Origin of the sequence: Oceanobacter kriegii DSM 6294 (assembly GCF_000422845.1) — a bacterium.
Classification (GTDB): domain Bacteria; phylum Pseudomonadota; class Gammaproteobacteria; order Pseudomonadales; family Oceanobacteraceae; genus Oceanobacter; species Oceanobacter kriegii.
Genome location: NZ_KE383931.1, coordinates 372,970 through 385,054 on the forward strand (window position 1 = coordinate 372,970; position 12,085 = coordinate 385,054).

The 12,085-nt window shown below is 57.5% G+C and carries 7 protein-coding genes; 6 read left to right on the forward strand and 1 reads right to left on the reverse strand.

The window, feature by feature from the left end; translation table 11 throughout:
* The first annotated feature begins 120 nt into the window (after nt 1–120).
* The 5 genes from G516_RS24050 to G516_RS0115070 are packed head-to-tail and all read left to right on the forward strand — an operon-like array spanning nt 121 to nt 10,223.
* Nucleotides 121–3,789, forward strand: a complete 3,669-nt coding sequence (locus tag G516_RS24050) for a DUF4132 domain-containing protein (RefSeq protein WP_051219480.1) — start codon at nt 121–123, stop codon at nt 3,787–3,789.
* Nucleotides 3,783–4,835, forward strand: a complete 1,053-nt coding sequence (locus G516_RS0115055) for an AAA family ATPase (protein ID WP_084645098.1) — start codon at nt 3,783–3,785, stop codon at nt 4,833–4,835. The genes G516_RS24050 and G516_RS0115055 overlap by 7 nt, the downstream gene beginning before the upstream one ends.
* Complete coding sequence (locus G516_RS0115060; RefSeq protein ID WP_028294337.1) at nt 4,823–7,108, forward strand: DUF5682 family protein; 2,286 nt, start codon at nt 4,823–4,825, stop codon at nt 7,106–7,108. Before G516_RS0115055 ends, G516_RS0115060 begins: the two co-directional genes overlap by 13 nt.
* Nucleotides 7,093–8,202 carry a VWA domain-containing protein gene (locus G516_RS0115065; protein WP_028294338.1) on the forward strand — a complete coding sequence of 370 codons (1,110 nt, stop codon included), beginning with the start codon at nt 7,093–7,095 and terminating at the stop codon, nt 8,200–8,202. Before G516_RS0115060 ends, G516_RS0115065 begins: the two co-directional genes overlap by 16 nt.
* Complete coding sequence (locus tag G516_RS0115070; RefSeq protein ID WP_028294339.1) at nt 8,199–10,223, forward strand: SWIM zinc finger family protein; 2,025 nt, start codon at nt 8,199–8,201, stop codon at nt 10,221–10,223. Before G516_RS0115065 ends, G516_RS0115070 begins: the two co-directional genes overlap by 4 nt.
* 68 nt (nt 10,224–10,291) lie before the next feature.
* Here the strand turns inward: G516_RS0115070 and G516_RS0115075 are convergent, their stop codons facing one another.
* Nucleotides 10,292–11,455: a PilT/PilU family type 4a pilus ATPase gene (locus tag G516_RS0115075; protein ID WP_028294340.1), complete on the reverse strand. Its 1,164-nt coding sequence runs from the start codon at nt 11,453–11,455 to the stop codon at nt 10,292–10,294.
* 258 nt (nt 11,456–11,713) lie between these two features.
* Between G516_RS0115075 and G516_RS0115080 the strand changes: the two genes are divergently transcribed.
* The gene (locus G516_RS0115080) at nt 11,714–12,019 is read left to right on the forward strand and encodes an antibiotic biosynthesis monooxygenase family protein (RefSeq protein ID WP_028294341.1); all 306 of its coding nucleotides are present in this window, start codon (nt 11,714–11,716) and stop codon (nt 12,017–12,019) included.
* Nucleotides 12,020–12,085 lie beyond the last annotated feature (66 nt).

Below are 12,085 nucleotides of genomic sequence, written 5' to 3' on the forward strand. Positions count from 1 at the left end.
AGATCCCTTGGGCCCGACAGTTTGTGTCAGACCATACAGGTTCAATCAGCTGGTTCTGATGAACAATGCATCAGCAACCAAATTTCAGCTCCAACAGGAGTTTTCAAGCAAGGATTCAGCATGTCAGAAGCACTAACCCCATCACTCAGCCAAAGCGACAGCCTGGCGCTGCTCAATACCGCCTGTACCACGATAGAGTATTACCGGGCCGGACTTGGCCAGGCCATTGCCAGTTATATTCTGACCGGCGCTCCAGCAACCGCCCTGGCGGATCTCGAACAACAGGTGACCAGGCAGCACAAGCCTTTGTATCCCGGCAGTAGCCGTGGCGGCTTTCCCGATGAACTGACCAATCAGCACAAAAAAGTTGAGCAAGCCCTGAAAGAATTTCTCGCCTCCGAAAGCGGCGCTCAACCAGCTATTTGGGTTCGGCTGGGACGGGTAATGTACGCTGGCCATTACTACGACTACCGTAGTTTCAGCCACATGGCAGACCGTCCTGATGGCTGGGCCGCGCAAATGCTTGCCATAGTGGCAGAGCATTACGATGCAATCAGCCGCGACATTCTGGTAACGACCCTGCAGGAATACCAGCAGGACCCAATGCTGTTGGATACCTGGCTGTTGGAAAATGCCAACCGCTATTACTCGCCCAACGGTAAGCTGCGTAAGCACCTTCAAAATACCACCGACTGGTTGACTCTGAGCTGTAACCCGGACTGGCAACAATCCCTCAAAGCCCTGCATGTCAGTGCCCGGGCAACACTGGCCGGCCTGCTGGGCAAGCAGCTACAAACCGAACAGGGCGAGAGGGCTGAAAGCTTTATTGCACCCTTGCTGCAATTATCCGCCGACAGCGCCAAAAGCGTCCGTCAGGCCACCCTACTGGAAATACCAAAACTACCTGGGCAAGCGCTGGCCGAGCACCTGCAAAGAGCCTGGTCGTCCGTCAATGCAACCACCCGGCTATACTGGGTCAACGCAGCGGCAGAGCATCCTGACTGCAAGCCACTACTGACCCAACTGCTGGCAACAGAGACAGCGCCCAAAGTGTGTGAAGCCCTGCAGCGGCTTGCCAATCACCAACAGCCTGCCGATGACACACCATTTGAATGGCAAATTCCGGTTCTCGAAACCGTTGAGCTCAGCAAGGAAGTCCCGGCCCCTTGGTTCAGGCTACTGCAACAGTCCCTCCAGCAGCGTATTCGTTACACCGAATCCAATATTGAAAACCAGCAGCGCTATATCGAGCAGTCAGATAACCCTCGCCCATACGAAATTCAATATCTTGAAAGAGCCCAAGAGACGCTGGTCAAACTGCAAGCCATTACCGATGCAGACCTGCAGCAAGTCATCAACTGGCTGGCCAAGTCAGAAGCACGGCCAACCAACCAGTTGCTGGACACCATCATCAGAAACGCCAGTCTGAGCCAGCAGCCGGATGCCAATCTACGCCACCTGTTCCGTTTACTGGGTAACCATAATCAATACTGGGGATTTTTGCGCCATCAGCCGGACTTTCCTCGGCTGCTGAGTGAACTGAGCGACTTTCGTCAACTGGTGGCCATTGCCGCCGAAGAAGGCATTGAGCCACAATCCGTCGAAGCGCTGCTATTTTCCAGCGACGACCTACCCGACTACCTGCTTGAGTTACAACTATGGCCATATCTCGCAGAACACGAGTCGATCATTGACGACGGCCTCAAGGGCCAGTGCGCCAATACAGTTCGCCTGGACGCCAACGATCTCATCATCAGCAGCCTGCGATTACTGCAGTGCTTTCCGCAGCTGCCAGTACGCTGGAACAACGCACTTTACGACCTCTGCCTGCATGAATCCCGCTACGTTCGCCGGGCCGCATTCGAGACCATCGACGTGCTGGGTATCGACCTGCCACGAGTACTGGGGATGCTTGGCAGTCGTGAAAAAGCCCTCCGGGCCGACATCATCCAGTGGCTTGGTCGCCTCGGCCTTGAAGAATCACAACCGGCTCTGCTGCAAGCTCTGAAGAAAGAAAAAGACGCACCAACCCAGGCGCTGATCATCGATGCCCTGCAGCGTAGCGGCTATGACATCAGCGAATTCCTGACACTGGAACTGCTGCAAAAAGAAGCCGACGCTGGACTGCGCAAAGCGCCGCCCAAATCCATGGAATGGTTCCCTCGCGCGCAACTGCCGACGCTGACTTTTAGCGACGGCAGCCCAGTGCCAGAGCCACTGTTGTTCTGGTGGGTGGTACTGTCAGTGAAACTGAAACAGCCGGAAGGCAATGCGCTGCTGGACAGCTATTTAACGTTGCTGAGCGAGAACAGCCAGAAAACCCTGGGGCATTTCCTGTTGTCGGCGTTTATCCATCAGGACACCCGTTGCCCAACCGATGAAGAAGCCCATGCCATTGCCGAAAAAGGCAAGGCAGCTCAGTATCAGCAATATCAGCGGTGGGCCTCTTCCACTTGGGGCGCGGACTATGCCAACAAGACCGAACAAGACGCCTATAACGAGCTATATCGTAACAGCAAAGGAAACCTGCTGGGTTCAGCCATTAAAGAAAAAGGCCTGCTGGCTCTGACCAAACGCGGCGATAGCCAGCAGCTGCTGGCATTGATCCGGCCATTTATGAAAGAGCACTACAAGCGTCGCTCACAAATCGAAGCCATGCTAGCCGCGGTCGGTGACTCCGACGACCCAGCCATAATCCAGTTTGTGCTTGGCATCGCCCGCCGTTACCGCACCGCCTCGGTACAGACTCTGGCCCGCAGGCTGATCGACAACATCGCCAGCCGCAATGGCTGGAGCGCCGACGAACTGGCCGACCGCACCATTCAGACGGCCGGTCTGGAGCAGCTGCATGGCCCGACCGAATTCGACTACGGCAGTCGCACCCTCGCCATCCAGCTCGATGATAACTTCAAGCTGCAATTGCTGAACCCCGACGGCAAAGTCATCAAAGCCCTGCCCCAGCCTCGCCAGGACGATGACAAGGAAGCCATCAGCGAAGCCAAAAAATGGTTCGGTAATAGCAAGAAAGAACTCAAGCAAGTGGTCGAACAGCAACAGGCTCGGCTTTACGAAGCCATGATCACTGACCGCGAATGGCACAGCAACGACTGGCTGCAATACCTGCATCAGCACCCGGTGATGAACCGCCTGCTGCAACGGCTGCTTTGGCAAGTGGAGATCGACGGAGCATGGGTCAGCTTCCGCCCCACAGAGGACGACGAATTCATCAACCTCGATGATGACGAAGTCAACGTACCTGATGACAGCCGCATCCGCCTGCTGAGCGCGGCGGCACTGGCACAGCAAGATGCCGCAGATGTCAAAGCCTGGCAACAGCATCTCAAGGATTACAAGATCAAGCCGCTGTTCGATCAGCTTGGATCAGTACACATCGCCTTCAAGCTAGGCCAGCGTAAAATCGATCACTACCATGGCTACATGACCGACGCTTTCACCGTACGCGGCGTGCTTACCAAAGCCGGTTACGAACGCGGTCATGCCGAAGACGGCGGCTGGTTTGGTGAATACACCAAAAACTTCGACAGCCTCGGCCTCAAGGTGATTTTTACCTTCAGCGGTAACTGTCTGCCAGAAGAGCAGGTCAGCGCCGCCATCTACAGCATGCAGGTAGTTAAATTGTCGAAGCGTCGTTGCTGGTACCAGCAAGAAGATTACATCCCGCTGGCCGAGTTGCCCGCCAACCTGCTCAACGCCATTGCCATCGACTACGAAGCCGTGGCCGCCAAAGCCACTCACGACCCGGACTGGGAGAAAAAACTGCCGTGGTAAACGTCATTCGAGAACGCGCCGAACAGCGCTACCAACAGGAACTGGATACCCTGCGTGAACAAGACAGCGGCCCACGCCCACCGGGCTGGGCGCTGTCGGCCGCGGCGGTGCGCCGCTTTATCTGTGGCGATGCCGCCCATGGTATCAGCCGCAAATACTATGGCGACGATGCGCTGGTTGAGCGCGCCATCGTCAGCCTGATGGGCAACAATGGCCTGATGCTGGTCGGTGAACCGGGCACCGCCAAGTCCATGCTGTCGGAACTGCTGACCGCTGCGATCAGTGGCCACAGCGAGTTACTGATTCAGGGCACCGCCGGTACCACCGAAGAACAGATCAAATACAGCTGGAACTTCGCCCTGCTGCTGTCCGGCGGGCCGAGCCTGGAAGCCTTGCTGAAAAGCCCGGTATATGAAGCCATGGAACAGGGCAAGCTGGTGCGACTGGAAGAAATCACCCGCTGTCCGCAGGAAATCCAGGACGTGCTGATTTCGGTGATGTCGGAAAAGACCCTGACCATTCCCGAGCTGGGCATTGCGATTCAGGCCAAGCCCGGCTTTAACGTCATCGCCACCGCCAACCTGCTCGACCGTGGCGTCAACGACATGTCCAGCGCCCTCAAGCGCCGCTTCAATTTCGAAACCGTGCCGGTGATTCAGGATGCCGCCATGGAGAAAACCCTGATCATGAGCCAGGTGCAACAGCGATTGGCCGACAATGGCAGCGAGCATCCGCTCGACGCCGATCTGGTCGAACTGCTGGTTCAGGTGTTCCACGAGCTGCGCCACAGTAGCGGCCCACAGGCACTGGAAGCCACGCTATCGACCGCCGAAGCGGTGAACATCGTCCACGCCTGTGCCCTGCACAGCCTCTACTGGCAGCAGCCGATGAGCACCGCCCAGCTGGTGCAGCAAATGCACGGCACCCTGATCAAGGACAAGCCGGACGACATCAAGAAGTTGGCGCACTATCTGGATGTAGTGGTGCGTGAACGTTCCAGCTGGAAAGAATTCTTCACGGCAGGTAAAGCCCTGTGGATGAATTAGCCGAACAGGATATTGGCCAGTATCTGGCCGACTGTCGGGCAGCGTTTTTGCGTAACGACGGCCTGAGCTGGCTGCCGGTACGCCATCACAGCCCGGCCTGTGCCGCCATGACCATCGAGCAGCTCGACCGCCAGCAACCGCAAATGGTACTGATCGAAGCGCCGATGGCCTTTGTCGACCAGCTGCCGCTGCTGCAAGGCGATGAGGTGCGGCCACCATTGGCGCTGTATCAGCACCAGAGCTACTACCCGATGGCCGAAAACAGCCCGGAGTGGCAGGCCATTCGCTGGGCCGCCGCTCATCAGGTGCCTGTCTGGTTTATCGACCTCGACCAACCCGAGCGCGCCGGCAATCAGAGCGACGGCGGCAATCAGAGCGACGGCGGCAATCGCTGGAGCGACAGCCGGCTGCTCGGCTCCGAATACACCCGCCAGCTGCAACAGCAACTGGGCTGCCGCTCGCAGGACGAAGTCTGGCAACGGCTGTTTGAATGCCGCGACTTTGCCAGTGCCAACGATTTCTTTTTGCAAGTCATGCTGTATTGCGCCGCTAGCCGTGCCTGTCACGATGAAGAATCCCTGCAACAGCTCGGCGACCTGCCCCGCGAACAGTGCATGCGCGCCCATATTCGCGACGCCCGCCAACAGGTCGATCGTATCGCCGTACTGACCGGCGGTTTCCATACCCCAGCGCTGTTCGACTTTGCCGACGAAAGCGCGCCGATTCCGGCCAGTGCGCTGGACCAGCCCAATGCCACCGACCCGCGTCAGACTGCCGTACTGGTACGCTACAGTGACGAGCTGCTGCATCCGGCCTCCGGTTACGCTGCCGGAATGCCATGGCCTGCCTTCAGCCGCTGGCAACTGGCCGACCGACTGAAAAAGAACCAGAGCACTGCTGAAGACTGGATACTGTTTCTGCTCAAGCAACTCGGTCTGACCCTGGGGCAGCGCCAAAACGTCATTCACCATCTGCAACAGCTGTGTCTGCTGCGCCAGCTCGACCGCCCCGGCAGCAACGACCTGCTCGACTCGCTGACCAGCTGTCTGGTCAAACAGCAATTCACCGCCGATGCCCTGGAGCCCTGGCAACAGATGCTGCGAGGTGATGCCATTGGCGAGTTGCCGGAAGGCCTGCCCGGCCTACCTCTGGTCGACGAAGTACTGCAACAGGTCCGTGCCAGCCGACTGAAAGTCGGCCCCGCCGGCCAGTGCCATTTTGATCTGCTGGATATCAACGACTCCGCCACCAAACGCCGCCAACTGCTGTGCCGACTGGCCTTTGTCGACGCCGGATTTGCCTCGCCATCCGGTGGGCCGGGCAGCTTTTACAGCTTCAGCGCCAACAAGAAACGTGAATCCTGGAGCTACCAATGGACGCCATCGGTGGAAGTACGACTGGCCAATCTGGGCCGCAACGGCAGCTCCCTGGAACGCGTTGCCATCGTCCAGTTGCTGAACCGGCCCCGGCAGAACCTGAGCCAGAGCATCACCTTGCTGCAACAGGCCATGCAGATGGATCTGCATCAACACCTGCCGCAGCAACCGCTGTATCAGCAGATTCACGACTGCACCGACATCAAGACGCTGTCGCAGAGCTTTATGCAAATCTTCCAGCTGTCACGCCATCCACTGTTTACTGAGCAGCCGCTCGATGATCTATATCGGGCGTTGTGGCAGCAACTGGGCTTTCATCTGGCAGCGCTCAATCAGCTCGATATGGGCGAAGCACTGGAACTACTGATTGCGCTGCAAGGCATCGCTCGTCAGCACGAAGAGGAACTGCGCCAGCCGTGGCAGGAGCGCCTGCACTGGCTGATCAGTCACAACCGCCACCAGCTGCCGATGTGGTTTGCCCTGCAAGCGCTGGAAGTGGAACTGAGCGGCGCTGACGCCGGCCCCCTGCTGCAACAGGTTCACAGTCAGGGCGTCAATGAGCGGTATGCGATCCTCGAAGCCCTTATTACGGTCGTGCCGCATTGGCTGCGTCAAACGTCCGGGCTACTGGACTTACTCAACCACTGGCTTGAGCAGCTGCAAGACGACCACTTCACCGAGCAGCTGCCGGCCCTGCGCAAGCTATTTAGCCGGATGGACGCCCGCGAGATTGACGGCATTACCCGCCAGCTGCGCACTCTCAATGATTGGGACGACCCGCTCGACTGGCTGCAAAAAGGCCTCTCCGAGCAAGACGTCGAACAGGGCATGGCGCTCGAACAGCAACTGCAACAACGCCTCGACCAGCAAGGACTGAACGCATGGCTGAGCCACTGAAACAACGCTGGCGACTGGTACTGGGCCGCTACGCCGACGACCTAAACGCCAACCTCAGCGCGCAACAACAGGGGCAGGATCAGGTCCTGCAAACCCTCTATCAGCAAGGACTGGTGGAGCGCGGGTTTGACTTGTCTGCCGGCCTCGAGAGCGGCGAGCCACAGATCATCCAATGGCTGGAGCAGGCCGAAAAGCTGTTTCCGCGCAGCGTCAACGACAAACTACAACAGGACGCGGTGGATCACTATGGCCTCACCGGTGTGCTCAAACAACCCGGCGTACTCGACAAGATCACTCCCAGCGTCGACCTGCTCAAACATCTGATGAAACTCAACGCTCATCACAACCCGGCGCTACGGGATCAGGTCGAGCGGATTATCCGCGCCGTGGTCGAACAGCTGCTGCGCAAACTGATGCCGGTGTTCAGCCACAGCCTGACCGGCCGCCTCAACCGGCAGGCGCACAGCCCGATCAAGCGGCTGGCCAACCTCGACTGGCAAACCACCATTCGCAAGAACCTGAAAAACTTCGATGGCGAACGGCTGCGCTACGAGCGGGTATATTTCAACTCACGCCAGCAAACCAGCTTGCCGTGGCGAGTGATCCTGTGCATCGACCAATCCGGCTCAATGGCCGAGTCGATGATCTATTCGGCGGTGATTGCCGGGATTCTGACCCGCTTGCCCACCGTCAGGCTGTCTCTGGTGGTGTTCGACACCCGCGTGGTTGACCTCAGCGAACACGCTGATGATCCGGTCACTGTGATGCTACGCACCCAGCTTGGTGGCGGCACCCTGATCGGCCAGGCCTGGCAGTACTGCGAGCAACTGGTCAGCGAACCCAAACGCACCGTAGTCGCCACCGTCTCCGACTTCTGTGAAGGCGGCCCGCAGCAAGGCATGATTGGCCAGGCAGCGCGAATGATCGACAGCGGCATCAACATGCTCGGCATGACCGCCATGACCAGCGACTCGACGCCCTTTTACGACAGCCAGTCCACCAGCCAGCTGCAACAACTGGGCATGGATATCAGCGCCCTCAGCCCGGACCAGTTTGCCGACTGGCTGGCACGTGCCATGGGATTCAGAAAATGAACGACGATTTACTCGCCAGCCTCAGCAGCCCAGGACTGGTGCGCCGCGCTCGCAAGGCACTGGACAAGGCCAGCCCGGTCCTGGCTGCTGGCGACAGTTTTGAATTTGAAGGCCAGCACGGCCAGATCAACCGCGACAACCCCAATCTCAGCCAATGCGACTGCGCCGCCTCCGGACTGTGCAAGCACATCATCGCCGTCTGTTTGTATGTGGCGGACAACAAGAGTCAGACGTCTGACGTCGGAGGTCTGACGTCGGATGTAGAAGTCCAAAAAGCTGGCTGCCAACCCTGGACACCCAGCCTCGATATTCCCGCCCTGCTGAAGTCAGCAGGCAAGGCGAAAGTCCGTCAGTTATGGAAGCAAAGCCAAAAACGCTGGGCCTACAGCATTGAGACTCAAACAGACAGCACGACCAAGAGCGGCCTGGTGCGGGTAAAGATCCATCAGGACGAGATTCACTTCCGCAAGGCGCACGATCTGGGCGATCTGATCTGTCATTCACAAAGCGAGTCGCTGCGTCTGCTGGCGGTGTGGCTTTACTGCCAGCAGCAACAGATCTCTTTTGAATGGCCAGACTGGCTCAGCGCAGAACAGCAGCAACAGGCCGGCATCAGCCAGCAATCACAGCGGTGGCTGGGTGAGCGGATTGGTCATCACCTGCAACACATGCTGATGCAAGGGATCGACCAGCTGCGCCCCAGCGCCTTGCTGGAACTGGAGGCCATGGTGATACCGATGCAGCGACTGGGAATGAACAGCGCCGCGCTGAAGCAGCTGCTCAGCGGGCTGGAGCGTTATGTCAGTGGCCGGGGGATTCGTGATCGCAGCGCCATTCTGGTCAGCATGGCCAAACTGCTGGTCAGCCTGGAGCAAGTCCAGCCGGAGCAGCTCAAACCGCTGCAACAGGCTCCGCAACGGCTGATTGGACTGGGTGGCTACCCCTGGCGCAATGACAGCGGCGCCCATGGCGTCACTCTGATTCTGCAAGACCCGCAAGGCCAGTTTGTGACCCTGGCCGAGAGCCGGGCGACGGCAAGCCCTGAGTTGAACTTTCAACAGACCTGGCACAGCGGCGGCTGGCTCGACGGTGCGCCGTCCGGCAGCGCCTGGATGGGTAACATCATGGCCCTCGACAACGCCGAGCTGAATGGCTGGAACCGATTGCGGCGGCTGCAAGCCACACACGTTTATCCTCCGGATGCCGCTTCAGTAACGTCCGACCAGCCATTCGCGCCTGCCGAGCCGATCAGCATTGATAAGGTCGACGATATCGACTGGCAGGCCGAATTTCTCTGCTTCCGGCCCAGTGCTTGCCACAGCACCGAATTTGATGAAGCTAGCCAGACCCTGACCGTGCAATACGCCGATCGAGACGGCCACCTGCTGGCGTTCGAACTGATAAGCTCAAGCCTGAGCAAGCCGGCAATCATCAACCTGATGGCACTGGAAAGCCATTTGCCGGAACTCATTGTGGCACGTATTGAACGTAACCATGTGCGCGTGCATCTGACGCCTTGCGCTGTGCGTCTCCCTCACAGCGTCTGGCCGAAGCCACCGAAAAGCCGCTATCAGACTCAGCTGCACGAGCCTTCAGCTCATGACAAGGAATCTTCAGCGCATAAGGACGAGCAAAACAACCCAGAGCAACAGCCGACGCGCTGGTTCAGCCTCTTTTTCGATACCTTGGAAAGCTGTTATAGACCAACCCGCTTCAGTCAATGGCTGGCCAAACTCAGCAGCCAACCAAGCCAAAGCGGGCGCACTAGCCGCTTGCAGCAGCTGCTGATTCACTGCCTGGATCAACTCGCCGACCAGCCACCGAGGGCCTCAGCCCATGCTGAGCTGGCACGGCGCTACGAGGATATCGGCCTGAAGACTCTGGCCAGGTTGCTGCAATCCGCCAAACCACTCGATCAGCTACGCGCCGCCTGGTGCGTCAACCAGTTATTGGAGATAGCAACCATCCTGCCAGTAGCCAGTGTCAGTAATCCAATGGAAAGGCAAGGAAGGACTGGTTGATTGCTAACCAAGAAAGCCCTCTTATGGCTGCTGCCTGAAGTGCCTGAGGCCACGCCCAACACTTACCCCTATGTCAGTGGCTCTTCTTCTTCGTCTTTCTCGTCGTCATCCATAATCAGGCTGAACGCCATAGCCGATGATTCCCCTTCCTTGCTTTCGTCGGGCAAGCCGCCGTCGTTTTCGGCCAGTTTGATGCGCAAACGCAGGTTGTTTGGCGAGTCGGCGTTTTTGATCGCTTCATCCAGAGAAATCCGACCGTCCATGTAGAGCTTGAACAGTGCACCATCGAAGGTTTGCATGCCGAGGTTTTCGGACTTTTCCATCACTTCCTTGATGCTTGGCAGGTCACCGCGCATCACCAGGTCTTCGATGGTTTTATTACCCAGCATCACCTCCACCGCCGCACAGCGTTTGCCGTCGACGGTGCGTAGCAGTCGTTGGGATACGAACGCACGCAGGTTTTGCCCCAACCCCATCAGCAGCTGCTGACGGCGTTCTTCAGGGAACATATTAATGATACGTTCCAGCGCCTGGTTGGCGTTATTGGCGTGCAAGGTCGAGATGGCCAGGTGGCCGGTCTCAGCGAAGGCTAACGCGTGTTCCATGGTTTCGCGGTCACGAATTTCGCCAATCAGGATAACGTCTGGCGCCTGTCGCAGGGTGTTTTTCAGTGCTGCATGGAAACTTTTTGTGTCGGTACCTACTTCACGCTGGTTAACAATGCAACGCTTGTGCTTGTGCACGAACTCCACCGGGTCTTCGATGGTGATGATATGGCCACCGGCGCTGGCATTACGGTGGTCAATCAGTGCCGCCAGTGAGGTCGATTTACCTGAGCCCGTGCCACCGACAAACAGAATCAAACCACGTTTGGCCATCACCACTTCTTTCAGAATCGGCGGCAGGTTGAGCTTTTCCAGATTAGGAATTTCGGTGTTGATGTTACGCGCTACAATCGAGACTTCATGGCGCTGTTTGAAGATATTGACCCGGAAGCGACCCGCGGCATTAGAGGTAGCCAGGTTCATTTCCAGCTCTTCTTCAAATTCTTTCTTCTGCGCATCGTTCATCAGCGCATAGGCGATTTTCTCGATATCACCCGACCCCAGCGGTTCTTTACTGAGTGGCTTCAACTGCCCCTGGAATTTGGCACAAGGCGGTGCTCCGGTACTCAGGTAGAGGTCGGAACCGTCTTTCTTGGCCAGAATGGTCAGCCAGTGATCCATGCTCATGGGTTACTTCTCCGTCGTTGAGCCATTTTCGGGTAAGGGACTGTAAAGACTAGACGGGTAATCTGGCAAGGTTTACTGACATTCACGACAGCCGACTCGAAAATGCCATTAACCGGAAACGGGTCGCGTAAAACACACAGGGCATCATCGAAAGTCAGCCCTGAACTTCTTTGCAAAAATCTGCGATGCTTTGGCAAACAATCCAAACTTTGCTGTCAAATCCACTGATTCAACATGGGCTATAAGGAGTCTGTCTGTATGTACATTGCAATGAACCGCTTCAAAATCAAACCCGGCTGCGAAGAGGACTTTATTGAAATCTGGCGCAGCCGCGACACCTACCTGGACGAAGTACCAGGCTTCAAGAGCTTCAACCTGCTGCAAGGTGCCAGCAACGACGAATACACCCTCTTCACCTCCCATTCCGTCTGGGAGTCGAAAGACGCCTTTGAAGGCTGGACCAAGTCTGAAGCGTTTCGTAAGGCCCACGCCAACGCAGGCGGTGCCCGCAAGGACATTTATATGGGCCCGCCGCAGCTGGAATGCTTCGAATCCGTGCTGTAAGTGAATTGCAGACAATAAAAAAGCGCCTATGGGCGCTTTTTTATTATTTCTAAACAGCCGTCAGGC